The 24,612-nt window shown below is 73.5% G+C and carries 19 protein-coding genes, 1 tRNA gene and 3 pseudogenes; 6 read left to right on the top strand and 17 right to left on the bottom strand.

Going from position 1 to position 24,612, the window contains the following annotated elements; all coding sequences use genetic code 11:
* Positions 1–214, top strand: a pseudogene (locus tag GTY84_RS01060) (GntR family transcriptional regulator); the annotation flags it as partial.
* 510 nt (positions 215–724) lie between these two features.
* Here GTY84_RS01060 and GTY84_RS01055 read toward each other — a convergent pair.
* Positions 725–2,065 carry a tetratricopeptide repeat protein gene (locus GTY84_RS01055; protein ID WP_202548957.1) on the bottom strand — a complete coding sequence of 447 codons (1,341 nt, stop codon included), beginning with the start codon at positions 2,063–2,065 and terminating at the stop codon, positions 725–727.
* Between the two features lie 211 nt (positions 2,066–2,276).
* Between GTY84_RS01055 and GTY84_RS32795 the strand changes: the two genes are divergently transcribed.
* The 4 genes and pseudogenes from GTY84_RS32795 to GTY84_RS01035 all read left to right on the top strand — a co-directional run bounded on the left by GTY84_RS32795 (position 2,277) and on the right by GTY84_RS01035 (position 6,217).
* A complete protein-coding gene (locus tag GTY84_RS32795; RefSeq protein ID WP_202548965.1) occupies positions 2,277–2,441 on the top strand; it encodes a hypothetical protein in 165 nt (54 codons plus the stop codon).
* 473 nt (positions 2,442–2,914) lie between these two features.
* Positions 2,915–4,387, top strand: a complete 1,473-nt coding sequence (locus tag GTY84_RS01050) for an asparagine synthase-related protein (protein ID WP_202548956.1) — start codon at positions 2,915–2,917, stop codon at positions 4,385–4,387.
* Positions 4,384–5,131, top strand: a pseudogene (locus GTY84_RS01045) (class I SAM-dependent methyltransferase). Before GTY84_RS01050 ends, GTY84_RS01045 begins: the two are co-directional and overlap by 4 nt.
* A gap of 612 nt (positions 5,132–5,743) precedes the next feature.
* On the top strand, positions 5,744–6,217 hold the full coding sequence (locus GTY84_RS01035) for a hypothetical protein (protein ID WP_237531948.1): 474 nt from the start codon (positions 5,744–5,746) through the stop codon (positions 6,215–6,217).
* A gap of 174 nt (positions 6,218–6,391) precedes the next feature.
* Here the strand turns inward: GTY84_RS01035 and GTY84_RS01030 are convergent.
* Together GTY84_RS01030 and GTY84_RS01025 are read right to left on the bottom strand one after the other, a co-directional pair.
* A pseudogene (locus GTY84_RS01030) lies at positions 6,392–7,585 on the bottom strand (site-specific integrase); the annotation flags it as partial.
* Positions 7,586–7,590: 5 nt separating this feature from the next.
* Complete coding sequence (locus GTY84_RS01025; protein ID WP_161224091.1) at positions 7,591–8,394, bottom strand: exodeoxyribonuclease III; 804 nt, start codon at positions 8,392–8,394, stop codon at positions 7,591–7,593.
* Between the two features lie 125 nt (positions 8,395–8,519).
* Here GTY84_RS01025 and GTY84_RS01020 point away from each other — a divergent pair, with 125 nt between their 5' ends.
* Entirely contained in the window at positions 8,520–8,996 is a 477-nt protein-coding gene (locus tag GTY84_RS01020; protein WP_161224090.1) for a GNAT family N-acetyltransferase, read from the top strand.
* Positions 8,997–9,525: 529 nt separating this feature from the next.
* Here the strand turns inward: GTY84_RS01020 and GTY84_RS01015 are convergent.
* The 14 genes from GTY84_RS01015 to glp form a co-directional block, all read right to left on the bottom strand.
* Positions 9,526–10,419, bottom strand: a complete 894-nt coding sequence (locus GTY84_RS01015) for a siderophore-interacting protein (RefSeq protein WP_161224089.1) — start codon at positions 10,417–10,419, stop codon at positions 9,526–9,528.
* Positions 10,416–12,815, bottom strand: coding sequence for an ABC transporter transmembrane domain-containing protein (locus tag GTY84_RS01010; RefSeq protein ID WP_345943296.1), 2,400 nt, complete (start codon positions 12,813–12,815; stop codon positions 10,416–10,418). Before GTY84_RS01010 ends, GTY84_RS01015 begins: the two co-directional genes overlap by 4 nt.
* On the bottom strand, positions 12,812–14,461 hold the full coding sequence (locus tag GTY84_RS01005; protein WP_161224088.1) for an ABC transporter ATP-binding protein: 1,650 nt from the start codon (positions 14,459–14,461) through the stop codon (positions 12,812–12,814). Before GTY84_RS01005 ends, GTY84_RS01010 begins: the two co-directional genes overlap by 4 nt.
* On the bottom strand, positions 14,458–14,847 hold the full coding sequence (locus GTY84_RS01000) for a hypothetical protein (RefSeq protein ID WP_161224087.1): 390 nt from the start codon (positions 14,845–14,847) through the stop codon (positions 14,458–14,460). Before GTY84_RS01000 ends, GTY84_RS01005 begins: the two co-directional genes overlap by 4 nt.
* A gap of 98 nt (positions 14,848–14,945) precedes the next feature.
* Positions 14,946–15,986, bottom strand: coding sequence for an iron chelate uptake ABC transporter family permease subunit (locus tag GTY84_RS33295; RefSeq protein WP_345943297.1), 1,041 nt, complete (start codon positions 15,984–15,986; stop codon positions 14,946–14,948).
* Between the two features lie 38 nt (positions 15,987–16,024).
* Positions 16,025–17,104: an iron chelate uptake ABC transporter family permease subunit gene (locus tag GTY84_RS33290; RefSeq protein ID WP_161224085.1), complete on the bottom strand. Its 1,080-nt coding sequence runs from the start codon at positions 17,102–17,104 to the stop codon at positions 16,025–16,027.
* Positions 17,105–17,142: 38 nt separating this feature from the next.
* Positions 17,143–18,237: an iron-siderophore ABC transporter substrate-binding protein gene (locus tag GTY84_RS00985; RefSeq protein ID WP_161224084.1), complete on the bottom strand. Its 1,095-nt coding sequence runs from the start codon at positions 18,235–18,237 to the stop codon at positions 17,143–17,145.
* Between the two features lie 519 nt (positions 18,238–18,756).
* Positions 18,757–19,596 carry an AraC family transcriptional regulator gene (locus GTY84_RS00980; protein WP_161224083.1) on the bottom strand — a complete coding sequence of 280 codons (840 nt, stop codon included), beginning with the start codon at positions 19,594–19,596 and terminating at the stop codon, positions 18,757–18,759.
* A gap of 247 nt (positions 19,597–19,843) precedes the next feature.
* Positions 19,844–19,917 (bottom strand) — tRNA-Ala (locus GTY84_RS00975).
* Between the two features lie 93 nt (positions 19,918–20,010).
* Entirely contained in the window at positions 20,011–21,318 is a 1,308-nt protein-coding gene (gene glpR / locus GTY84_RS00970) for a gephyrin-like molybdotransferase receptor GlpR (protein WP_161224082.1), read from the bottom strand.
* A 137-nt stretch (positions 21,319–21,455) separates the two neighbouring features.
* Complete coding sequence (locus GTY84_RS00965) at positions 21,456–22,088, bottom strand: GNAT family protein (RefSeq protein ID WP_265295711.1); 633 nt, start codon at positions 22,086–22,088, stop codon at positions 21,456–21,458.
* A 26-nt stretch (positions 22,089–22,114) separates the two neighbouring features.
* Positions 22,115–22,654, bottom strand: a complete 540-nt coding sequence (locus tag GTY84_RS00960; RefSeq protein ID WP_161224081.1) for a MogA/MoaB family molybdenum cofactor biosynthesis protein — start codon at positions 22,652–22,654, stop codon at positions 22,115–22,117.
* On the bottom strand, positions 22,651–23,190 hold the full coding sequence (moaC, locus tag GTY84_RS00955) for a cyclic pyranopterin monophosphate synthase MoaC (protein WP_161224080.1): 540 nt from the start codon (positions 23,188–23,190) through the stop codon (positions 22,651–22,653). Before moaC ends, GTY84_RS00960 begins: the two co-directional genes overlap by 4 nt.
* An 85-nt stretch (positions 23,191–23,275) precedes the next feature.
* Entirely contained in the window at positions 23,276–24,559 is a 1,284-nt protein-coding gene (gene glp / locus GTY84_RS00950) for a gephyrin-like molybdotransferase Glp (protein WP_237531950.1), read from the bottom strand.
* Positions 24,560–24,612 lie beyond the last annotated feature (53 nt).

The raw sequence follows: 24,612 nt of genomic DNA, 5'->3' as shown, positions 1-24,612 counted from the left end.
GAGCGACGACGAGGTAGCGACCGAACTGGCCGCCGCCGAGGAACGGTTCGCCAAGGCCAGCGCCGAGTTCGAAGCCGCCACCGCCCACCGCGACGCCATGCGCGCCGTCATGGAGCAACGCAAGCGACTCAGCGGCAACTACACGCCCGAAGAGCAGGCCGCCAGCGTCCAGCGCCTATACGACCGGCTGAACGAAGGCAGACGCCGACGCTGAACCTGCCGCACCCGGCGGAGCGGCAGGACGCGTAGCACGGGGAGTGTTGTTCAGAGTTTCTTTACTTGATCAAGGGCGTCCCGCTGACGCGGGCCGCCGCGCGTCGGCGGCCGGTGGCCGCCGCCCACTCCTGTCTGCCGCCCCGCTGGCGACGCCCACCGGCCACTCGGCGCGCAGTGACAGGCAAGCGGGCCGACTTCGATCCCGGAAGCAACCGCAGCGGCGCCGCCAGGCCGACTCCGCCGAACGACGCACAGCACCACGTCAGGCTGCGGCAACCGAAGGCCGCGATCGATCGTCGTCGGCGTGGGTCACAGGCGAAACCACAGATCGAGCAGACCATCCCGCTGACGAGCGGCCAGGCCGGAGCGGGGCGGATGCTGTGACGGGAGGAAGAGGCGTGGTTGAGGCCGGTGCGGGGTTGCTGGAAGCACACGTGGCGGGTGATCTGTCGGCGCACCCGCCGTCGTGGCTGACTTTCTGTGGCTGAGCTTGAAGGAGCGACGGGGATCAGGTGACCAGCGACGGTGGTGCGATCGCCCGTGCTCGGTCGTACAGGTCGCGGGCCGCCGCGTTCTTCAGGTGAGGACGCAGGAGGCTGAACATCGCCTTCACGCGGTCGTCGGCGCGGCCGGACTGCACCTTGGGGTAGTCGTCGAGGGCCTGGTGCCAGGTGACGCAGGCCGCTTCCAGGTGGCCGAGTTCCAGTTGTCGCTCTGCCAACAGTCCGCGGCGGTGTACTCGCGTGCGCTGGTACGAGCTGGGGCGGAGCCGGTCCGCTTGTTGCATGGCTTCGACGGCTCCGGCTTTGTCACCGAGTTCGTAACGCACCTGGCTGACGTGGTAGTTGAGCGAAGAGGGGTCGTACGAGCCGAACGCCTTGCCGCGCGACTCGGCACGGTCCATGGCCGCCTCGGCCTCTCGGATGTAGCGCAGCGCACCCGTACGGTCGCCCGTCTGCGCGGCGGCATGCGCCTGCTGGCCGACGAGGAAGGCAAGCATCCGGGGCCCGGCCTTCGGTGAGGCGGCGGCAGCGGCGTCGGCCAGCTCCATGGCCTTCGCCCCGTGACGGAGGTCGACCGCCTGGACGCTCATGCCCCGCAGGGTGGTGCAGTACGTCAGGTGGTCTTCGGCCGCGCCGGCCAGCTCCAGGGCCTTGACGTAGTAGCGCTGTGCAAGACCGTGCAGCCCTTCGTCCACGGCCATGTAGCCGGTCAGGTAGAGCAGGTCCGAGGCGGCGGACAGCATCGCCTTGCGTACGTCCTCGGGTGCGTCGGCGCGCAGGTAGGAGACCACGGTGTTGACCATGAACGAGGCCGCCATGGGGCGTGCGTGACGGCCGCCGAACTCGTCGTCCAGCTCCGAGACACGCTCGGTCATGGCGATGACCATGTCCACTTCGTTCATGCCGATGCGTGCTGTGCGGCCGGACTGGACGGCGTCGGCACGCCCGACCACATCAGGCCAGCCGGGAACGGTGACGGCCACGGAGAACAGGCCGGCGCCCAGGACGCTGCGGCGGGACGGGTCCATATCCAGCCTCCCCAGGTCGATCACCCCTTCCACGGTATCCGCAGCCGCGGAGGAGCGATCGCGTGGAACGGGCAGCCCGGCCTCGGCGTGGGTGACCGGTCGGCTGAGGCGGCGGGAGAGAGCTTCGAGGATGCATCCGCGCACCGCGCCGCGAGGGACGGTGCCGCCGAGCCAGTGGCTCACTGCCGACTCGTCGTAGCGCAGGGGGATTCCGGTCTCCGTACCGACGCGGTTCACAGCCCGCGCGAACTGGCGGTGAGTCCACCGGCTCTCGGCGAGCAGGCGCCCGAGCGCCACATTCGGTTCACGCTTGGCCATACCCTCAACTCCCCGTGCACTTGCGAACTTTCAAGGCTTTCAAGTCCTGGCGCCGCGGCAACGGTACCGCTGAGCGTGGTCGTGCGGTTGCGTAGAGACAGCAGGCAACGGCGAGTTCTCGCCGCAGCCGCCGTCTGAAGGGCTGAGGGATGAGAAGCGAAGCACGGGCCCGTCTGGCCCGGATGACCGAGGAGGGGGCATGGACGGGGCGTTGAGAATCGATACCTACGAGGGCGCGGACCTGCCGCCGGGCTCGAACCGGTTCTCGCCGTGTCTCTGCCCGCAGCACGGCAGTGCCACGCCCGAGTACGGCGCGGAGAAGTTGAGCGTCGCAGTGCGCGAGGCCAACCAGCGCAGCCGCGGAGAGCGGCTGTGAACCGGTTGGCCGCAGCCGTCGGCCGCTACGCCGCACCGCGCCTGATCATCACCATCTCGGGACCGGTCGGCTTCGTCCTCGGCGTCGCCGCCGCATCCCCACCCACCTGACTCCTCCCCGTCACGCATCCAGGCTCCCCACCTGTGACGAGGGAGGGCCCGCCGCCCGAAGCGGTGGGCACCCCGCCCGGCTGCCTTCTTCGCAAGGGTCCGGCAGCCGGACGGGTCCAACTCCGCAGCATCAGCGTCGGAGTCCACCGAAAGCCGTAAGGGAGAAAACGATGAACGTGGACGAGTTGTTCACCGGCGACCTGGTCACCGGTGTCCCGACCGTCGAGGCCGCGCTGTTCGACAAGATGCCGGGCGGCGGCGACAACAACGGCGACCACTGCAGCAAGTGATCCAGGACTGACGCCAGGCGGGGCGGGGCCGAACGCGGCCCCGCCCCGCCGCACGACATCGGAAAGGGACGACATGCTGTCGATGCGTCTGCGCCTGGCCGATCTCCAGAAGCCCAAGTGGAGATCGCAGGGCGGCCGTTGGATCAACGGCGAGAGCTGGATCGAGCCCGCGAACGTGTCCACGTTGGTCATGGAGGTCAGCGACGACCAGGCACCACGCGTACGGGTCCGCGTGAAGGAGTGCAAGCGCGACGAGGCCGACTCCGTCGCACTCACCATGGAGCCGGGGGAAGACCGCCTGTCGGCGGGTGTCTTCGGCACTGCCCCGCTCTATCTGACAGAGAAGGCCGGCGAGCTGCACGCTTCGTGGGACCTGACACTGCTGCGACCGCATCTGCGGGCCGACCGCCTGGTGCCACGCGTTGTCGCCCGAACACTGACGAGGCAGCACCGCTACACGTCCGAGACGCTCTTCGAAGGCGTCTACCGCCTCACCGAACGGGCAGCGGCCACGTTCACCCCTTCGGGACTCAGCATCCACTACCCCGACCCCGCGGAACACGTACTTGAGCCACGTACCCTGCGTCCCGGCGTTGATCCACTCGCCGCTCTGGACGAGTTGCTGACCGACGTAATCCGCCAGGCGCCGACGGCAACCGGATGCGTGGGCGTCGAACTGTCCGGCGGCGCGGACTCCGGGAACGTCGCCCTGGCCATCAAGGCGGCCCGCTTCCCCGAGGTGTACAGCTTCGGCCTGCTGGTGGGAGGAAGCACCGGCAGGCAACAGCGCGAGCGACGACGGGTCCTTGTGGAGCACTGCGGCTTCCGGGACACGGCCACCCCCGCCACGCAGCACCCACCCTTCTGCGCTGGAGGCGTGCGCGATCTGCGCAAGCCGCACGACCCGGCGGGAGCCTTCTACCAGGAGGCGTTCGATGTCGTGCGCGAGCAGGCAGCCGCCCGGCGGTGCGAGGTCATGTTCACCGGCAGCGGCGGCGACGAGATCAACGCCCACCACTCCAGGACACAGGCCGAACTGCCGACACCCGAACCCGTACCGTGGCTCGGAGTCAAGGCAGCCCGAGCACTCGCAGAGGTGAACGAGCATCTGGCACCCATCCCGGTACTGCCCGTACCGACCCTGATGGCGTTCGGGATGCACAACCCCGGATTCCTCCGGGCCGGAATCTGGCCGGTGAGCCCGCTCGCGCACCCGCGGATCGTGCGGTTCATGGAGCAGCTGCCGCACGAGCACAAGCACGGCAAGGCGCTGTTCCGCGAGCGGATCCGGCGGGCCGGGCTGCCCGAGTGGGTGGCCGCGCCGGCCGAGCCGGAAAACTTCCTGGCCGTTTTGGAAAAGGGCCTGCGTTCCTACGGTTTGCCCGTACTGGACGACATGCTGAAAGAGTCCATCCTGGTGGACCTCGGCTACGTTGACGGGAAGGCTCTCGCCAAGGCGCGGAGGGACGCCGACGCTGCGCCGGTCGTCCCCGACCTGCTGTGCGACGTGCTCGCCCTGGAGGTCGGACTGCGAAGCCTCATGTGACCAGCCCCAACACGGAAGCCGAGCACGTGGAAGCCACCAACCTCCTGTACCGCGATCCGGCACTCTACGACGTGGTCCAGTCCGACAGCGCAAGCGCCGGAATGTGCCAGACCCTGATCGAGCTGCACAGGCCGGACGCCCGGACCCTGGTCGACTTCGGATGCGGTACCGGCCGCGATCTGGAGATCCTCGCCAAGCACTTCGAGTGCATCGGCGTGGACCTCCAGCCCGGCATGGTCGACCACGCCCACCAGGCCCGGCCGGAGCTGGACATCCGCACCGGCGACATGCGCACCGTGCGACTCGGCCAGCGCATGGACGTAGTGACCTGCATGGGCAACAGCCTCGCCTACGTGCACGACAACGAGGCGATCAGCCAGGTCTTCGCCACCTTCGCCGCCCACGCCCGGCCAGGAGCGCTGCTCGTGCTGTGTTCCCCCGTGGCCCCGATCACCCGGGACCGAGCCGACCACCGCCTCGGTCGACACCCCGACGGGATCCGCGACCGTCACCATCCGCCACACGTGGGACCTGCGGACCCAGATCAACACCATGCACCGGCACTGGACGCTTCCCTCAGGCGACGAGGCCCGAGACGAGATCCGCAGACGCGTCCTGTTCCCCCGCGAACTGGAACGCTACGCGGAGGGCGCCGGCTTCGAGGTCCTGGACATGAACGACGGCACAGGGACAGGGCTTACCGGACCCACCGCGTACACGGTGGCCCGACAAGCGCCGCGGTGACCAGCGGGACGAGCAACGGCACCAGCACCAGCCGCCCGGCCCCTGACGGCAGTAGCGACGGCAACACCCACGGCTTTCCCCGCACAACCACGGACACCAGCGGAACTCAAAACACGCGCTGACCAGCGAAGAAGCAGGCAGAGGGGCGCCGCGTAGCACACGTACTATGTGCTGGCGGGGCAGACTCCGGTTCTGGTTCACAACAGCAATGGCAGCTGCGGAACTGGTCGGGAGCTGATCGGTGACGAGAGGGCGAATCACATCCTTGATGGCCACAGGTACCCGGGGGCGCCGGGTAAGGATGCTTTCCCGCAGGGATGGTCTGATGACCAGATTTTGGATGCTGTTGCTGACGTGGTGACGAGTCCAAATAGTCAAAGGACCTGGTACAAGGGATCTACTGTGCATGCCGAAAGAACCCTGAAGACCAGGAAGGGCGAACCTGCGGTTCAGAACGTGATCGGATCAGCGGGAGGGGTGAGAATACTGGTGCGTTACGAGCCTCTCACCGGGAAGGTACTCACAGCTTTCCCGCACTGAGGAAATTGTTCACCTGATCCGGGTGTAGCGAATTCGATGATTGGAGGATTAATGGAGAGAGACGCGAAACTGATGGAACTGTTGCATCGTTTGGACGATCCCGCATGTCCAGAAACGCCAACTGACTACAATGCGGCCGATGCCGCAGCTTCGTTCAGCCGTCTGTCTATTCAGATCGCTTCTCACTTCTCGACGCCTTGCGGAATCGATCGAGACATCCAGGACTCCGCGCAGTACGGACGAATCGAAGTGCCAGGGGAAGCCACAGTCTGTGGGGCGAGAATCGTTGCACTGGTGAGCAAGTTCAAGCCATTGGCAATGGTGGCGGCCGATAACCCTGGCGCCTTCTTGGGTACGGACGAAGCGCAGGCTGAAGGCGAGCTCGACGCGAATGACCTTGAGAAGGTAGAGCAAGCTCTCGCCGAATCGGGGTACATCACAATTCCGGAAGAACTTCTTGAAAGAAGCTACGATGGGCCCACTCTCTTGCGTTTCCACGGTTCTGGGGAGCCGAGTTGGTGGGACCGGTTCTTCGGTTCTTTCTGATGGGTCTCAAGTATCGGGTTCCGTAACGTTGGTTCTCATGGACCGCATTGGATTCGTTACCCGATTCGGCCCAGTCGCGCCCTGAGAAGGACCATGCAGCGGCAAAGATCAGCCCCGCCGAGCTGTGCTTGGCGGGGCTGATCTGGCGTTTGACGGCAGTAGTTGACGACAACGTCAGCGGACGCCAGTGGCGCGGGATAGTGGTGGTTCGTCGCCGCCGGAGCGGGCCGTCTCGGTGGTTTCCCGGCTGCCGAGCGCGGTGCCGAGGGTGTCGATGACCTCGCGTTGGAGGCGCAGTCGGACGTGGGCGTAGACGGTGGCGGTGACGCCGATGTGGGCGTGGCCGAGGAGTTCCTTGATCACGACAAGTTCGACGCCCTGCTCCAGGAGCAGGGTCGCAGTCGAATGGCGGAGGTCGTGGAAGCTGATGCGGCGCAGGCTGGCCTTGCGAAGGAGCGTGAGGAAGGCGCGAGTGAGGTTGGTCGGGTCGATCGGCCCGCCCTGCACCGTAGTGAACACGTGCCCGTCGTGCAGCCACGTCGTGCCCGCGGCCTCACGCTCGCGCTGCTGCTGTTCGTGGTGGAGCTTCAGTGACTGGCGGCAGCGGGTGGGGAGGGCGATGCGGCGCTCGGAGGCCCGCGTCTTGGTGGGCAGCGTGGTGAGCCCGCCTGTGGCGGTTCGCTGAAGGGTGCGGCGGATGGCAGCGGTGCCCGCGTCGAGGTCGAGGTCTTCCCAGCGCAGGCGGAGGAGTTCGCCCTTGCGGAGTCCGGTGTGGAGGGCGAGTACGAACAGCGCGTGCAGCCGGTGACTTTGCGCGGCGGTGAGGAGCCGTCGGGCTTCGTCGGTGGTGAGGGGTTCGAAGCGCCGGGGCCGTGGGGTGCCGGTGCGGACATTGCGGGCGACGTTGCGTGGGATCTCTTCTTCGCGGACGGCGTGCTCCAGGGCGGACTTGAGCACGGAATGGAGGTAGGTGAGCGTCAGCGGGGAGAGCAGCTTGGAGCAGCACCGGCCAGCGGCGCAACAGCGGGGCTGGTCGCGCCGGGCATCGATGCCGCGCGTGCATCACTGACAAGTGGTGCGGAGCTGGTTGAGCCAGGTACAGATGTCCTTGGCGGTGAGCTTGGTGAGCTTCTTCTTACCCAGGCCGGGGATCAGGTACCGGTCGACGCAGGCGGCGTATCGCGTGTGGGTGTTCTTGCGGAGCTGGTAGACGGCGACGTTCTCCAGCCAGTACGTCAGGTATGCGGCCAGGCTGCCCTGCGCAGAGGGGATGGGGAGACCGCGGTTGCTGGCGGCGATCTTCTCGGTGAGCTTGGCCAGGGCTTCCTTTCGCGTCATGCCGTGGACGCGGACGCGGCGGCGGGTGTTGGTCGCTAGTGGTCGTAGACCACCGTCACCGGGGCGTGGTCGGACCAGCGGTCCGCGTGGGTCGCGGCGCGCTCCACCGTGGCCTTGACCGCCTTCGCCGCCAGGCCGGGCGTCGCGATGTGGTAGTCGATGCGCCAGCCCGTGTCGTTGTCGAAGGCGCGCCCCCGGTACGACCACCACGAGTACGGGCCCTCCACGTCCGGGTGCAGGGCGCGCACCACGTCGACGTAGCCGCCCTCGGCCGGGTCGAGGACCCGGGTGAGCCAGTCGCGCTCCTCGGGCAGGAAGCCGGAGTTCCTGGTGTTGCCGCGCCAGTTCTTCAGGTCGGCCCGCTGGTGGGCGATGTTCCAGTCGCCGCAGACCACGACCTCGCGGCCCTCGGCGGCGGCTCGTTCGCGCAGTTCCTTGAGGTGGGCGAGGAAGGCGTCCATGAAGCGGATCTTCTCGTCCTGCCGCTCGGTGCCGACCTCGCCGGACGGCAGGTAGAGCGAGGCGACCGTCACCCCCGGCAGGTCGGCCTCGACGTACCGCCCACTGGTGTCGAACTCGGACGACCCGAAGCCGATCCGCACCGCGTCCGGCTCGCGGCGGCTGTAGAGGGAGACGCCCGCGCGGCCCTTGGCGGCGGCGGGGGCGTGCGTCACGTGCCAGCCCTCGGGGGCGCGTACGTGCCCGGGGAGCTGCTCCGGCTCGGCGCGCACCTCCTGGAGGCACAGCACGTCGGCCGAGGTGCCCGCCAGCCACTCCACGAAGCCCTTCTTCGCGGCGGCACGCAGACCGTTCACGTTGACGGAGGTCACTGTCAGCAAAGCACTCTCCCTGCCCTCACACCCGCACCCCGGACCTTGACGAAGGTCACGGTGAACAACAGGGCACCATACCGGCACACTGGACGATGTCCCGTGTCACGATGCATTGAAATACGGTAGAAAGCATGAATATCCGCCGGGTCCCCTTCGACCACCCCGACGCCATGAAGCTCAACGACGAGGTCCAGGCCGAGTACGACGTCCGCTACGGCGACGGCGGGGACGCCACCCACCTCGACGCGGCCGACTTCGCGGTGCCGAACGGCCTGTACCTGCTCGTGTACGACGAGGACGACGTCCCGGTCGCCTCCGGCGGCTGGCGCCGCAGGGACACCAACGAGGTGGGCAACCGGGACGGGGACGCCGAGCTGAAGCGGATGTTCGTGGTCGAGCGGGCGCGCGGCCGGGGCCTGGCCCGGCGCGTACTGGCCCTCCTTGAGGAGGACGCCCGCGCGGCCGGCCGCGTCCGCATGGTGCTGGAGACCGGCACCAAGCAGCCCGAGGCCGTGTCCCTGTACGCCTCCAGCGGCTACGCGCCCTGCGAGAAGTTCGGCTACTACCGCTTCCACGACGAGAGCCTCTGCTACGCGAAGGCGCTGTAGCGGGGCGGGGCGCGGGCCGGGCTTCACGGCGGTTTCCGGCCGCCTCGAACCCAGGCCCCTTGGCCCCCGGCCGCCTCAGACCCCGGCCCCTTGCTCCTCGGCCACCTCGAACCCTGGCCCCCTCCGACCCCGGCCCCACCCCGGCGCCTGGAACCGGGGCCGGGGACGTCAGGGCCGAGGACGTCGGCTCACGGTCGCCCCCGGCCGTCGGCTCGGAGCCGGGGCCGGGTACGGGGCTCACGGCCGGGGCGCGTCACCCGCGCGACGCGGGCGGGCATGCACGGTCGGAGATCCGACGAAGGTCTGACGAAGGCCCGACGGAGGTCTGACGGAGGTCCGACGAAGGCCCGACGAAGGCCCGACGGAGGCCCGACGGAGGCCCGACGGAGGCCCCAGGACGTGCCGACGGCACCGCTCCCCCGGCGCGGACCCGTCCGCTCCCGGACTCCGGGACACCCGCCCCGTACCCACGGCGTACGGCCCCCTCCCCCGCCGGAGCCTTCCCCGCAGGGAGCGCCGCCCCCGCCGTTCACAGGCCGTGCGCGCCGAGGCGGGACTCGTACTCCACGGCGATGTCCTCCGGTTCCCGGGCCGGGTCGTCCCAGAGGGCCTCCAGCTCCGCGCGGACGGAGGCGGGCAGCGCCTCGTACCGCTCGGTCCAGGTCTCGGCCCCCGGCATCCAGTAGCCGACCACCTTGAACCGTTCCGCGGGCAGCCCGAGATCCCGCCGCAGATGGCGCCGTACGCCCCGGCAGGCCGTCGTCTGCCCGGCGGCCCACACGTACCCGCCGGTCGGGTCGGTGCCCGGCGGGACCGCCGCGGCGACCAGCTCGGCCAGCCGGCTCGGTCCGTGGCCGTTGCCCCCGTACACCCAGGTCGTCCGCAGATGCGGGCGGTCCGGGAGCGGCTGCGCGCAGGACGGGTCGGGCACCTCGACGACCGCCCGGGTCCTGACCCCCGCCGGTGTCTGCTCGACGATCCGGGCCGCGGCGGGCAGGCCCGTCAGGTCGGTGACCAGGACCTGCCAGGCGAGGTCGGCGGGGGGATCGTAGAGTCCGGTGGGGGAGGTGAGGCCGAGCACGTCCCCGGGGCGGGCCGCCGCGGCCCAGCCGGACGCCACCCCGTGGTCGTGCAGCACGAAGTCGACGTCGATCTCCCCGGCCTCCGGGCGCACCGCCCGCACGCTGTAGGTGCGCATCGGGGCGGTGGGCCTTCCCTCGGGGTTCCGCCAGCCGCCGTCCCCGGTGGCCTCCGGCAGGGAGACGTCACGGCGGTCGGGGCCGTGCGGGAGGAAAAGGCGTACGTACTCGTCGCCGATCCCCGTCGAGACGAAACCGGCGAGGCCCTCTCCGTGCAGGGTGACCCGGGCCATGGCCGGGGAGACCCGCCGGACGCGGGAGACGACGGCGCGGTGGATGGTCATGGGTGCTGCTCCTTCGTACGGGGGTCTCGCGCCCCCGGCCCTGCGGACGGTGCGGACGGTGCGGACGGTGCGGACGGCGGATGGACGGGGCCGGGCGCGCGGGGCACGCCGCCGGGACCGGGAGGCGCGTCGGCCGACCCGGCAGGGGCCTCCTCGGACCGGCGGCGGGCGCCACCGGGCACGGGGCGGGCGTCAACCATCCCGGTCCGGGCCTCCCCCACCCCGGCGCGGTCCTCCCCCGCCCCGGCACGGGCGTCGCCGCAACCCGTACGGGACTCCCCCGCCCCCGTACGGGACCCCCCGGCCCCTGTACGGGCCTCCTCCACTCCGGTACGGGCGTCATCGGAGCCGGGGTCCGCGTCACCGGAGCCGGTGTCGGCGACGTCCGAGCCCGCCCGCGCCCTGACGACGCCGGAACGCACGCCGCCGGGACCGGAAGGCGCGTCGCCGGGACCGGAAGGCGCACCCCCGGTCGCGCCCGGCGGACGGGGCCCGGGGACGGCTCCGGTGGAGGTGTACGCCTCCCACAGGGCCGCGTACTCGCCCGGCCTGGCGAGGAGTTCGGCGTGACTGCCGTACCCGGCCATCCCGCCCCGGTCCAGGACGAGGACCCGGTCCGCGTCCCTGGCCTGCTCCAGGCGGTGGGCCACGATCACGGCGGTGCGGCCCCGGACGACCCGGGCGAGGGCGGACCGCAGCAGCGCCTGGGTGCGGGGGCCGGACTCGGCGGTGGCCTCGTCGAGGACGACGACGGGCGGATCGGCGAGCAGCACCCGGGCCAGCGCGAGGTGCTGCACGGCGCCGTCGTCCAGGGGCGTCCCGCCGGGGCCGAGCACCGTGCCGAGCCCGTACTCCCCCGTCAGCGCCCAGTCGGCCCCCACCTCGCGCAGGGCGTCGGCGAGTTCGGCGTCGGTGGCGCCGGGCCGGGCCAGCCGCAGGTTGTCGGCGAGGGTGCCGCCGAACAGATGGGTCTCCTGGGTGACCAGGTAGCGGGCACCGCCGCCGGCCGTGATCCGGCCGCGGGTGGGTTCGTCCAGCCCGGCGATCAGTCGGGCCAGGGTGCTCTTGCCCGAGCCGCTGGCCCCGACGAGAGCGAGGCTGGAGCCGGCCGGCACCTCCAGCCGGATGCCGCCGAGCACCGGACGCACCCCGTCGTAGGTGTACGAGACGTCCTCCACCCCGATCCCCGTGCCGGGCACCGCCTCCCGGGGCGCCGTCGGCTCCCCGTCGCCCGTGACGCCCAGGTCGGTGATGCCGACCAGGCGGGCCAGGCCCACCGTGGCCCGCTGGATGTCGTCGAGGCTGCGCAGCAGCGCGCCGATCGGGTCGAAGAGCCGGTGGAAGTAGAGGGCGGCGGCGGTCGCGGCGCCCAGCGAGACCTGTCCCGAGCGCACCAGCGCGAAGCCGGTGGTGAGCACCGCCGCGAGGCCGAGGAACTCCGCCGCGTTGAGCAGGCCGGTGAAGCGGTTCCGCAGCCGCGCCCCGTCCCGCTGCCGTTCGACCGCCCGCAGGCTGCGCCGGGCCAGTTCCGCCAGCCGCCGGTCCTGCTCCCGGTGGGCCCGCACCGTCCCGGCGCCGTGCACCGACTCCACGACGGACTGCCCGCGTTCCGACTCCAGGCGGCGGACGTCCCCGTACACCGCGTGCGAGCGGGCCAGGAACCGCCGGGTGGCGAGGACGTGGACGGGCAGGCAGACGAGGCCGGCCAGGGCCAGCCGGGGATCGAGGACCGCCAGCCCGACCACGCTCAGGGCGACGGTGAGTCCGGCGGCGGTGACGTCGGGCAGCACGTCGGACGCGGCCTCGGAGACCGCCTCGACGTCCCGGGTGACCCGGGAGACGACGTCGCCGCTGCCGGAGGACTCCACCAGGTCGGCGGGCAGGTGGACGGCGGTCCGGAAGACGTCCTCGCGCAGCCCCGCCAGCACGTCCTGCACCAGCGCGGCCAGCATCCGGCCGCCCACCAGGGCCGACAGCGCACCGGCCGCCGCGGCGAGCACCAGGAGCAGACCGAGGACGAGGACCCGGCCCGGCGCGGCCCGGTCGACGACCGCGTCCACGACGGCGCCGAGCAGCGGCGGGGTGGTGAGTGTGACCGCCGTCCCGGCGACCAGGGTGAGCAGGGCCGCGGCGAGCCGCCCCCGGTGCGCTCCGAGCCGTCGCCGGACCTCCCGCCGGGTGCGGCGCGGACCGGCGACGGGCAGGGCCCGGGGCGGAGGGGCACCGGACGGGGCGTCCTTCCCGGTGCCCGCCCGGGTCACCTTCCCGGCACTCGCGCGGGCGTCCTCCCCGGCCTCCACCGGGGTGTCTCCCCCGTCGCCCACCGGGGTGTCTCCCCCGTCGCTCACGGGGGTGTCTCCCCCGTCGCTCACCGGGGTGTCGTTCCAGGCGCTCACCGGGGTGCTCCTTCCGGTCCGTGGTCCGGCCCGCCGAGGTCGACCACCCGGTCGCAGGCGGCGAGCAGGAGGGGGCTCGTGGTGATCAGCAGGATGGTGCCGGGCAGGTCGCGCAGGCCCCGGGCGATGCGCCGCTCGGTGGAGGGGTCGACGGCGGTGGTGGGTTCGTCGAGGACGACGAGGTCGGCGCGGGTGTGCAGGGCGCGGGCGAGGAGCAGGCGCTGGCGCTGTCCGCCGGAGAGCCTGCGGCCCCGCTCGCCGACCTCGGCCAGGTCCCCGCCGACGTGGTCGAGGACGTCGTCGAGCAGGGCGGCCCGGAACACGGCCGGATCGGGGTCGCCACCCGGGGGGACGACGTTGGAGCGCAGGGTGCCGGAGAACACCGTCCCGTGGTGGGGGGCGGCGACGATCCGGGCCCGGACCCGGTCCGGTCCAAGGTCGACCGCGTCGGCGCCGTCCAGCAGGAGTTCACCGCGGGCGAGCGGCACCCGGTGGCCGAGGCGGTCGGAGAGCTCCCGGGCGTGCGCCGCGTCGCGCGGGACGACGCCGACGCGTTCGCCGGGGCGGACGTCCACGGGCCCGGTGGTGCCGGGCGGGTTCCAGCGCAGCAGCGGGGTGCCGGGGACGGTGCCGGGGGCGAGGGCCGTGCCGGGGGCGATCAGGGGCGGCCGTCCGATCAGGGCGCCGAGCCGGCGGGCGGAGGCCCGTTTGTGCGCCCAGTTGGAGGCGAAGGTGCCGACGTGGGCGAGGGCGCCCTGGAGGTACTGGGCGAGGCCCAGCACGGTCACGAGCCGGCCGATGGTCAGCCGCCCGTCGAGCGCGAGCAGTCCGGCGGCGGTGGCGAGGGCCGCGAGGAAGACCCCCGACAGGAGCCTGCTGAGGCTGCCGTAGGCGAGGACGGCGCGGGCGGCGGCGACGGCGCCGTCCCGGGAGTCCCGGCTGGCGGCGCGGTAGCGGCGGGCGGCCTCGGCGCGGGCGTTCATGCCGATCACCACCCGCAGTCCGGTGATCATGTCGGTGGCCACCTCGCCGGCCCGCGCCGCCGACCCCTGCTCGGCCAGGCCCCGTGCCTCCAGCGGCGCCGACAGACGGCGCATCAGGGCCAGCATCAGTACGGTGCCGACGATGACGCCGAGGCCCAGCGGCACCGAGATGAGCAGCAGGGCGGTGGAGGCGGTGAGGATCGCCGTGAGGGTGGACGCCTGCTGGACGACGCTCCAGGAGACGCCCGCCACCCGGTAGGTGTCCGACGAGACCAGGGCGAGCGCCTCGCCGGTCCCGGGGGCGCCGCGCAGTCCGCGCGGGTCCAGCAGCCGTTCCACGGCGCGCTGGCGCAGGGCGTGTTCGCCGTGGCCGTAGACGGTCACCATGGCGGCGGCGGCCCGCTGGTAGGACAGGGAGAGGACGGTGAACACCCCGGCGAGGACGGCGAGCCAGCCGAGCAGCGCGCCGCGGTCCCCGGGGGCCAGGGCCCGGTCGATGACGACGCCGATCAGGACCGGCACCAGGGCCTCGCAGAGTTGGTGCAGCATGAACCCGAGGGTGGTCAGGACCAGCAGCCGGGCCCGCCCCCCGCTCAGCAGCGCGACGCGGAACAGCGCGGAGACGGACCCGGCGTCGCGGGCGCCGTTCCCTTCCCGGGTCACCGGGCGCTCCGGGGACCGGCCGACGGGACGGCCACGGGCGGCTGGGTGGCCGGGCCTGGGACGGCCCCGCAGGGCGGCCCGAACACCTCTTCCACCCGTTCGGCTTCCACCCGTTCGGCGATGACGGCATCCCGGGGGGCGCCGGTGGCGACGACCCGGCCGTCGCGCGGGGCGACCGGGCGGCCTTCGCGCGGGGCGCCGGGGCGGCCGTGGGGGCGCGCGGCCCGGCTCCGGTCGTGCGGCACCGCGACGGGGGAGCCGTCCGGGACGGTGCGGTCCGGGTGCTCCGGGACGGTCCGCCGGGCGCGGCCGGGGGAGGCGTCGGTCGCCTCCGGCCGGGCCGGGGCGGGTGCTTCCCGGGCGGGCCGGGCGGTGCGGGCGGTCAAGGGGGCTCCTGTCGGGTCGGGTTCCGGTGCCGGCGGGCGGCACGGGACGGCGGCGGTCGGGCGGAACGGCAAGGGCGGCGGGGGCGGCGGGGGCGGGGTCATCGGCGCCGTCCCGAGTACCGGAGGGCCAGGAGCCAGACGAGGTAGACGCCGCCGACGGAGACCGTCACGACGCCGACCGGGACCTCGACCCGCTGGGCGACGAGGTCGGCCGCGACCAGCAGCGCGGCGCCGGTCAGGGCCGCCGGGGCGATCCGCAGCGTGGTGCAGCTCCGGGTGAGGCGCCGGGCGATCTGCGGCGCCGCCAGCGCGACGAAGGCGATCGGGCCGACGGTCGCGGTCACCAGGGCGGTGAGCGCGACGCCGGTGAGGGTGGCGAGGAGCCGGGTGCGCCGCGCGTGGACGCCCAGTGCCACGGCGGTGTCGTCGCCCGCCTCCAGCTGGACCAGAGGCCGCACCACGGCGCCGGAGCCGACCAGCAGGACGGCCAGGACGGCCGCGGCGGGGCCGAGCTGGGCGAAGCCGAGCCCGCTGAGCGACCCGGCGCCCCAGGTGGCCGCCAGCATCGCCTGCTGCGGGTTGACCGACAGCAGCAGCATCGAGGTGAGGGAGGACAGGAAGGCGCCGACGGCGATGCCGACGATGATGAGGCGGAAGGGGTCCGTTCCGCCCCGGTGGGCCAACAGGTACACCGCGAGGGCGGTCAGCGCCCCGCCGGTCAGGGACCCCGACGCCACGGCGAGGTGGTCGGCGGTGCCGAGCAGCAGCAGGACGACGCTGGCACCCGCGTACGAGCCGGAGGTGAAGCCGATCACGTCGGGCGACCCGAGCGGATTGCGGGTCAGCGACTGGAAGATCGCCCCGCTGACGGCCAGGGCCGCCCCGCAGAGCAGCGCGAGCAGCAGCCGGGGCAGCCGCCAGTGGACGACGACGAGCCGCGCGCGGTGGTCGGCGTCCGGGTCGAGAAGGGCGGAGAGCACCTGCGCGGGGGTGAGCGGGAGGGAGCCGGAGCCGAGCGTGAGCACGCCGAGCACGGCCACCGCGGCCGCCAGGGCGGCGCAGACCAGCACGGACCGCCGGTCGACGCGCAGGGCCAGCGGACCGGTGCGCCGGACCCACACGGCGCGCCCGAAGTCCACCCGGCCCGCGGACCCCCGGCGCGCGGGGGGCGCGGCGGTCACAGGGCGCTCGCCTTCCGGCGGCGGACCAGCGCGACCAGGACGGGGGCGCCGACCAGCGAGGTGACCAGGCCGACCCGCAGCTCCCCGGAGGGCAGCACCACGCGCCCGACGACATCGGCGACGAGCAGGAAGGCGGGCGCGGCGAGGACGGTGACGGGGAGGATCCAGCGCTGGTCGGGGCCGACGCACCAGCGGACCACATGGGGCACCATCAGCCCGACGAAGGAGATGGGCCCGGCGACGGCGACGGAGGTGCCCGCGAGCAGCGTGACCGCGAGGACGACGGTCAGCCGGGTCGCCGCCGGGCGGGTGCCGAGCGCCCGGGCGGCGTCGTCGCCGAGCGCGAGGGCGTTCAGCGGTCCGGCGCTGAGCAGGCCCAGGGCCAGGCCCGCGCCGACGAGGGGCAGGGCGACCGCGAGTACGTCGAGCGACCGGCCGCCGATCGACCCCACCGCCCAGAACCGCATGACGTCGAGGGTGGCCGTGCTCCGGAGCACCATGGCGGAGGTGATCCCGCCGCACACGGCGCCGAACGCGACGCCCGCCAGGGTGAGTTTGACCGGGGAGCCGCGGTCGGCGCCGATCGAGCCGAGGAGGTAGACGAGCACGGTCAGGACGAACGCCCCGGCCAGGGCGAACCAGATGAACCGGCCCGGGGAGGTGATCCCGAGGACGGCGACCGCGAAGGTCACGGCGAGGCTCGCGCCCGCGTTGACGCCGAGGATGCCGGGGTCGGCCAGCGGGTTGCGGGTGAACGCCTGGATCAGCGCGCCGCTCAGGCCGAGGGCCGCGCCGGTGACGAGTCCGATCACCGTGCGCGGCAGCCGCAGTTCGCGCACGGTCGCGTGGGCGGCGGAGTCGTCGTGGTGGAACAGCGCGTCCCACACCGTGCCGGGGGCGAGCGGGCGGGCGCCGGTCATGACGCTGAGCACGGCGGCGGCGAGCAGCAGCGCGAGGGCGGCGAGCAGGACCAGCGGGCGGAGCCGGTCCCGCCGGGCCGGGCCCGCGGCGTGGCGCGGGCCCGGCTCGTCACGCGCCGCGCGGGTGGCGGCGGGCGGGGGCGGTGCGGTCTTCATGGGGTCCTCGGGGGTGTCACCGGGGCGGCGGCCGGTGGTCAGGCGCCCGCGCCGGTGGTGCCCCGGCCCGCGACGGCGTCGGCGAGCATCGGCACATAGCGTTCGATCGCCCAGGGGATGGAGAGGACCGAGGGGCCGCTGGTGGCCATGCCCAGGGTCGGGTCCTGGACGAAGGCGTAGCGCTTGCCGGCGATCGGCTTCCAGCGCCGGAACAGCGGGTCGTCGAGGGAGTGCTTCACGTCCTCGGGCCCGTTGGCCCAGGCGACGAAGATGTCGGCGTCGACCGTGTCGAGCTTCTCCAGGCTGACCCCGCCGTACCAGTTGGTGCCCTTGGCGGTGGAGGCGATCCGCTCCATCGAGGGGGTGTTCTCGAAGCCCAGCTCGGTGAGCAGCCGTACCCGCGCGTCGTAGTCGAGGTAGAGGCCGACCTCGGTGGAGCCGGACGTGAGCGCCACCCCGTAGGCGAAGGTGGTGCCCTTGAACTCCGGGTGGCTCTCGCCGACGGCGGCGAGCCGCCCCTGCACGTCCGTGACGAGCTCCCGGGCCCTGGCGTCCTCGCCCATCGCCCTGCCGATGGTGCGGGTCATCTCCTGCCAGGTCCCGCCGTCCCAAGGCTTCTTCAGATACGGGAGGGTGGGGGCGATCTCGGAGAGGCGCTTGTAGTCGACGTCCGTGATGCCGGAGTAGAGGCCGATGATCAGGTCGGGCTCCATGGCGAGGATCTGCTCGAAGTCGATCTCCCCGGACTCGCCGTAGCGCAGGATCTCGGGCATCGGGCCGCCGAGTTCCTCCACCGCGTCACGGAACCAGGGGGTGTGGCCGTCCTTGTCGCCGCCCCACTGCTCGTCGACGCCGACGGGGACGGTGCCCAGGGCGGCGACGACGTCCAGCGACATCCAGCTCATCGCCACGACGCGACGGGGCTTCTCCTTGACCGTCGTGCGTCCGTGGGCGTGCTCGATGGTCACGGGGAAGCTCGCGGCGGCCCCGCTACCGCCCTTCCCGGTCCCGGCCTCCGGGGCCTTCCCGGTCCCGGAGCCGCAGCCCGCGAGGAGCACGACGGCGGCGATCGTCAGCGCGAGGACGCGGGCCAGGGGGCCCGCTCCGCGTCGTGCCGGGAGGGATGTGGACATGGTTCTCCTTGGATCGGGGCGGGGGCGTGCGGGGAGGGGCGGTGCCCGGGTCGGGGCGAGGGCGCGCACGGGGTCCGGCACGGCGGCCCGGCGGACGGGCGCGCGGCGGTCCTCCGCGTTGGTTAGGTAACCCTCACTTGAGTGAAAGCTATGGGGCGCGGACGGGGGTGAGGGGCGCGATCCGGCCAGACCGCGTCGCGGAACGGCCACGGGGCGGCGGGGCGAGGGGGTGAGGCGCGCGCGAGGGCGTCCGCGCGGCGCGCGGAGGCGGGCGGCCGTGGGAGGGAGCGGCGGGGGGCGGCGGGGGACGGGTGACGGCCGGCCAGGGCACACGGGCTCGACGCGGGCGGGGGCGGTGCAGGGGTGCGGGCCACGTCGGCCGGGGCGGGACCCCCGCCGCCCACGTCGGCCGCGGCGCGGGCCGGCCGTCCGTCAGTCGGGGGTGCGGGCGCGGACGTCCGTCAGTCGCGGACGCGGGCCGGGACATCCGTCAGTCGCGGACGCGGGCCGGGACATCCGTCAGTCGCGGGTGGGGGCCGTGGCCCCGTGCCGCCGCAGGTACTCGGTCGGGCTGACGCCGGTCACCCGGCGGAAGGCCGCGGAGAACGCGCTGGTGGTGGTGTAACCGCAGCGGTGGGCGACCAGGTTGACCCCGTGCCCGCGGGCGAGCAGGCCGGTCGCGAGGGACATCCGCACCAGCGAGCGCCACCGGGCGAAGGGCATGCCGACGTCCCGGACGAAGGCCCGCGTGACCGTGCGCACGCTCAGCGCGTGCCGCGCGGCCCACTGCTCCAGCGAGAGGCCGCTCTCCGGATCGCGCATGACGTCCTCGGCCAGCGCGCGGATGCGCCGGTCCTCGGGCACCGGGACCTCGATCACCGTGCCCGGATCCTCCTCCAGCATGTCGAGGACCACGCGCTGGGTGCGCAGCCGCAGACCGTCGGGCATCGCGGTGGCGTCGAGATGGAGCAGCATCTCCTGCAGGGCGCGGCCGACCCGCACCCGCTGCGGGAAGGTGCGGTGCGGCGGGATCGCCTTCCGGGTGACGTACGTGAAGCAGCTCACGCTGTCCGCCTCGGGCCGGCAGGCGTGCGGGGTGCCGGGCGGCAGCCACAGGCCCTGGCCCGGGACGAGGTGCCGCACCGCGTCGGGGGTGTGCACCGTCATCGGCCCGAGGTGCGGCCAGGCCAGCAGGGCGTCGGCGTGGGTGTGCGCCCCGCCGGAGAGCGCGGCCGCCTCCGGGCCGCCGAGGACCGCCGTGGTCAGCAGATAGGGCTCGACCACCAGGGCCCCGCCGGGGAAGGGCTCGCTCCAGCGGAGAGCCTCCGGGGCGCGTGTGCGACTGCCAGCAACCGACATGAACTTAGGCTAACCTAACCTCGCCGGCCGCCCCGGGAGGTGCCGCCGCCGGGAACCGGGCACGCAGGGCCGCTCCCCGCCCGGCGGAGCCCGCGCCCCCCTCCGGCGATGTCCGCCGGACGGGAAGGACGACCGCGTCGCCCCGGACACCCGCCGAAACTCCCCGGAACGACGAAGATCCCGCCCGATCATGCGATCGGACGGGATCCCGTCAACGTTTCTGAGGATTCCTCAGAAACCATGTGCGTGGACCTGTGGGGATTTGAACCCCAGACCCCCTCGATGCGAACGAGGTGCGCTACCAGACTGCGCCACAGGCCCTTGCAACGAGTGAAACTTTAGCACCCCGACCGGCCTGCTCAAAAATCACTTCCCGGTGCGGCCCGGGAGGGCCCCCCGAGGGGCCGTGCGGGGCTACTCGTTGGCCGCGCGGGGGCGGTCGCCGTCCTCGTACTGGTCGAAGAGCGGGGTCCGGCCGCGCTCGCGGGAACGGCGGGCGGAGGCGGCCCGGCGGGCACCGCTGCGCCGGGGCGCCTCGGGGCGCTCCTCGGTCCCGGGGGACGGGCGGTCCGGGTGGGCGCCGCGCCCCTCGGAACCGGAGGCGGAGCCCGGGCCGGACGCCGGGGAGGGACCGGCGGGGGCCGGGACCGACGGGGCCTCGCGGTCCGTGGTCACCGCGCTGGAGCGGGCCGAGCTCCAGGCGTCCGGCGCCCCGAGGTCGATGTCCGGGGTGGCGCGGGGGGCCACCGGCGCGGTGACGTAGGTGGGCAGCGGCACCGGGACCGGGTCCCAGCTCTCGCCGGAGCCGGGCCGCCGCTGCCGTTCGCGCTGCTGGTCGACCCACTCGGCGTGGTCGGTCTGCTCCACCAGGGCCCGGCGGTCGGCGGCCAGGGCCGAGAGCCCGGAGTCGGCCTCCGCCTCGGGTCCTTCGTCCGGCTCGTCGGCGCCGGGGTCGCCCGGGAGGTCGGCGGGGGTGCGCCGCCGCGTCCGCCCGTCGCGGTCCCGCAGGCGCTGCGCCGCGGCCTCGGCCTGGCGGCGGTCCATCTGGAAGGTGAACCGGCGCCGCTCCTGGGAGCGCAGATGGGCGATGTACGCGCTGAGCAGCAACGCGGGCACCGCGGGTGCCCAGAGGAACGCCAGCCCGCCGACGGCCGCGACGACCGAGCCGAGCGTGAAGGCCAGGAAGAGGACCACGGTGGTGCGCCGGCGGCGCGCCAGCACCTGGGAGCGCCGGGCGCGGGCCGCGGCCTCCGGGGAACCGGGGGCGGGCCCCCGTCGGCGCTCCGGCGCGGTCCGCTCCGGCGCGGGGCGATCCGCGGGGCGCTCCTGCGGGGGCCGGTCCGCGGGGCGCGCGTCGGCGGGCCTGGCCCCGGGGCGCTCGGCCGGGGGCGGTGCCGCGGACCGCTCGGGCGCGGACGGCCGCGCCTCGGCCCGGGACTGCCGTCCGGTCCTGGACACGGCGAACGCCCGGACGTCGACCGAACCGGTGACGGCGTCCGGCGCGTCGGCGTCCGGCTCCGCCTCGGAGGCCGGGCGTGACCGCAGGTCCTTGGCGTACCGGCGCTCCATCCCCGCCCGTCCGGACAGCAACCGGATGGCCGTGCTGAAGCGTTCCGTCGGACGGGCCTCGTTCAGCTCGTCCTGCCTACGGAGCCACATCGGCACCAAGTAGGCGGCCCAGGCCCCGACAATGACTGCGTAGATGAGGCCGCTGCTGCTCACGCCTCACACGGTAGAGGGGTTCGCACGAGGCCATCCGCCAATTGAGCCGGTGTGTCGCACGATCTGGCTGATATTTCTCACTTTTTTTATGACTGATGCGATGAGAAGACCGCTGTATTGGCTTTTATATCGAACACCTATTCCATTCCAGTTCCCGGACGGGCCGGATTCCCCGGGTTGCGCGCGCTCTGGCCCCGTGTCCGGTGCCAGCGGCGGAGCAGCCCCTCGGGGACCTCCTCCGCGGTGAGCGCGAAGACCAGGTGGTCCCGCCATCCCCCGTCGATGTGGAGGTAGCGCGGCCTCAGCCCCTCCTCGCGGAAGCCGAGTTTCTCCACCACCCGGCGGCTGGGCCGGTTCTCCGGGCGGATGCAGACCTCGACACGGTGCAGCCCGACGGTGCGGAAACAGTGGTCGACGGTCATCGCCACGGCCGTCGGCACGACCCCCCGGCCGGCCAGTTCCTCGTCCACCCAGTAGCCGATGTGCCCGGAGCACATGGAGCCCCAGGTGATCCCGGCCACCGTCAACTGCCCCGCCAGTCTGCCCCGGTGCTCGATGACGAACGGCAGCATCCGGCCCGCGCCCGCCTCCGAGCGCAGGTGACGGACCATCTGACGGTAGGTCGGCCGGTGGCCGGCGGGGGCGCCGGGCGCGGGTGGCGGGATGGTCGCCTCCCAGGGGCGCAGCCAGTCGCGGTTGCGGCGGTTGACCTCGCGCCAGGCGCGCTGGTCGCGCAGCCTTATCGGCCGGAGGACGAGGTCGCCGTCCACCAGCTCGGCGGGCCAGGAGGGGCCGTTCAGCGCGCACCCCCGTCGCCGCCGGGCCTGGGGTGGTCACCGCCGCGGAGCTGGTCCACGGCGTGCCGGAGCAGCGGCTCCAGGACGGCCAGGCCGTCCTTCACCCCGCCGGTGGAACCCGGCAGGTTGACGATCAGGGTGCCGCCGGCGACGCCCGCCAGGCCCCGGGAGAGCGCCGCGGTGGCGACCTTCTCCCGGCCCCGGGCGCGGATGGCCTCGGCGATGCCGGGAACCTCGTGGCCGATGACCGCGCGAGTGGCCTCGGGGGTGCGGTCGGTGGGCGAGAGCCCGGTGCCGCCGGTGGTGACGATCACGTCGTACCCGGCGGCGGTGCCCGCGCGCAGGGCCTCCTCGACGGGGGCGCCGTCGTCGACGACCAGGGGGCCGTCGACGGCGAAGCCGAGGCGCCGCAGCCCGTCGGCCACCAGGGGGCCGCTCCCGTCCTCGTAGACGCCGGCGGCGGCGCGATGGGAGGCGGTGACGACGAGGGCCGCGTAGGGCGCGGAGAGGGCGGACCCAGGTGCTTCCCGCTCTGTCATGACCGGCTCCAGTCGCCCGACGTGCCGCCGCTCTTCTCCTCCACCCGCACGTCCGTGATGACCGCCCCCTTGTCGACCGCCTTGACCATGTCGACCACGGTGAGCGCGGCGACGGAGACCGCGGTGAGGGCCTCCATCTCGACGCCCGTGCGGTCCGTCGTGCGGACCGTGGCGGTGATCTCCACCGCGTCGTCCGCGACCGACAGGTCCAGTGTCACACCGGAGAGGGCCAGCGGATGGCAGAGCGGGACGAGGTCGGGGGTGCGCTTGGCGCCCATGATGCCCGCGATCCGCGCGGTGGCCAGCGCGTCGCCCTTGGGGACGCCCTCGCCGCGCAGCAGTTCGACCACCCGGGGGGCGACGAGGACCCGGCCGGTGGCGCGGGCGGTGCGGGCGGTCACGTCCTTGCCGGTGACGTCGACCATCCGGGCGGCGCCCGCGTCGTCGAGGTGCGTCAGCCGTTCCGGGGTGGCCCGCGCGGCCTGCCCGTCCGGTGTGCCCGGCGTGTCCGGTGTGGGTCGGTCCTGCGTGCTCATGCTGTGTGGCGCTCCCGGTCCGGGCCCGGCGCGGTGCGGCGCGCGGGCCTGCTGTGCGCGACACGGTATCGCGGGCGGGGCCCGGTCAGCGGAGCAGGAGCACCCGGACCTCGGCGCCGGGTTCGACGGACTCGGTCTCCTCGGGCACCACGATCAGCGCGTCGGCGTGGGCGAGGGCGGCCACCAGGTGGGAGCCGGAGCCGCCGACGGGGCGGACCGACCCTCCGTCGCAGACGGCGCGCAGGAACTGGCGGCGCCCCTTGGGCGAGGTCAGCGCCTTCTCCGCGACCAGGGTGGCGGTGACGGTGGGCCGGTGGACGTCCGGGAGGCCCATCAGGGTGCGGATGGCGGGGCGGACGAACAGCTCGAAGGAGACGTAGGACGACACCGGGTTGCCCGGCAGGGCGAGGATCGGGGTGTGGTCGGGGCCGATGGAGCCGAAGCCCTGGGGTTTGCCGGGCTGCATGGCGAGCGTGCGGAAGTCGACGCCGCCGCCGGGCTCGTCCTCGTCGCCGACGTGCGCCAGCGCCTCCTTGACCACGTCGTACGCCCCGACGCTCACACCGCCGGTGGTGACCATCAGGTCGGCGCGGACCAGTTGGTCCTCGATGGTGGAGCGCAGCGTCTCCGCGTCGTCCTCGACGGCGCCGACCCGGTAGGCGATGGCTCCGGCGTCCCGGGCGGCGGCGGTCAGGGCGAAGCTGTTGGAGTCGTAGATCTGACCGTGGGCCAGCTTCTCGTCGGGCTGGACGAGTTCGCTGCCGGTGGAGACGACGACCACGCGCGGGCGCGGGCGCACCCGGACCCGGCCGCGGCCGATGGCGGCGAGCAGGGCGATCTGCGGGGGGCCGAGGACGGTGCCCGCCTCCAGGGCGCGGTCACCGGCCCGGACGTCGCTGCCCGCCGCGCGCACATGGGCGCGGGCCCCGGCCGGCCGGTGGACGCGGACCTCGCCCTCGGCGCCCTCGGGGCCGAGGCTGCGGGCGCGCATCGCGGTGACGGGGCCCTCGCCCAGGCCGCCGTCGGTCCACTCGACGGGCACCACGGTCTCGGCGCCGGGCGGCAGCGGGGCACCGGTCATGATGCGGGCGGCCCGGCCCGGGCCCACCTCGGGCGGGTCGGACGGGCCGGCCGCCACGTCCCCGACGACCTCCAGGACGGCGGGGAACTCCTCGCTCGCGCCGGCGACGTCCGCGACCCGCACCGCGTACCCGTCCATGGAGCTGTTGTCGAACGGCGGCAGGGAGACCGGCACCGTGATGTCCTCGACGAGGACGCAGCCCTGGGCGTCGAGGAGGTTCAGCTCGATGGGTTCGAGGGGGCGGACGGTGGTGAGGACGTCCTCCAGGTGGTCGTCGACCGACCACAGGCGGCTGTCGTCACCGGCGGGGCCGTGACCGGGGCGGTCGCGGCCGAGGTCGC

Origin of the sequence: Streptomyces sp. SID8352 (assembly GCF_009862265.1) — a bacterium.
Lineage (GTDB): Bacteria > Actinomycetota > Actinomycetes > Streptomycetales > Streptomycetaceae > Streptomyces.
The sequence above is the reverse complement of the archived record's forward strand: the minus strand, read 5'-3'. Positions and strand labels throughout refer to the sequence as shown.

Excerpts from the sequence above, each read along its gene's own strand:
- GTY84_RS01055 (WP_202548957.1), bottom strand. The coding sequence starts at position 2,065 with ATGGCCAAGCGTGAACCGAATGTGGCGCTCGGGCGCCTGCTCGCCGAG.
- GTY84_RS01050 (WP_202548956.1), top strand. The coding sequence starts at position 2,915 with ATGCTGTCGATGCGTCTGCGCCTGGCCGATCTCCAGAAGCCCAAGTGG.
- GTY84_RS01035 (WP_237531948.1), top strand. The coding sequence starts at position 5,744 with ATGGAACTGTTGCATCGTTTGGACGATCCCGCATGTCCAGAAACGCCA.
- GTY84_RS01020 (WP_161224090.1), top strand. The coding sequence starts at position 8,520 with ATGAATATCCGCCGGGTCCCCTTCGACCACCCCGACGCCATGAAGCTC.
- GTY84_RS01015 (WP_161224089.1), bottom strand. The coding sequence starts at position 10,419 with ATGACCATCCACCGCGCCGTCGTCTCCCGCGTCCGGCGGGTCTCCCCG.
- GTY84_RS33290 (WP_161224085.1), bottom strand. The coding sequence starts at position 17,104 with ATGAAGACCGCACCGCCCCCGCCCGCCGCCACCCGCGCGGCGCGTGAC.
- GTY84_RS00985 (WP_161224084.1), bottom strand. The coding sequence starts at position 18,237 with ATGTCCACATCCCTCCCGGCACGACGCGGAGCGGGCCCCCTGGCCCGC.
- GTY84_RS00980 (WP_161224083.1), bottom strand. The coding sequence starts at position 19,596 with ATGTCGGTTGCTGGCAGTCGCACACGCGCCCCGGAGGCTCTCCGCTGG.
- GTY84_RS00960 (WP_161224081.1), bottom strand. The coding sequence starts at position 22,654 with ATGACAGAGCGGGAAGCACCTGGGTCCGCCCTCTCCGCGCCCTACGCG.
- moaC (WP_161224080.1), bottom strand. The coding sequence starts at position 23,190 with ATGAGCACGCAGGACCGACCCACACCGGACACGCCGGGCACACCGGAC.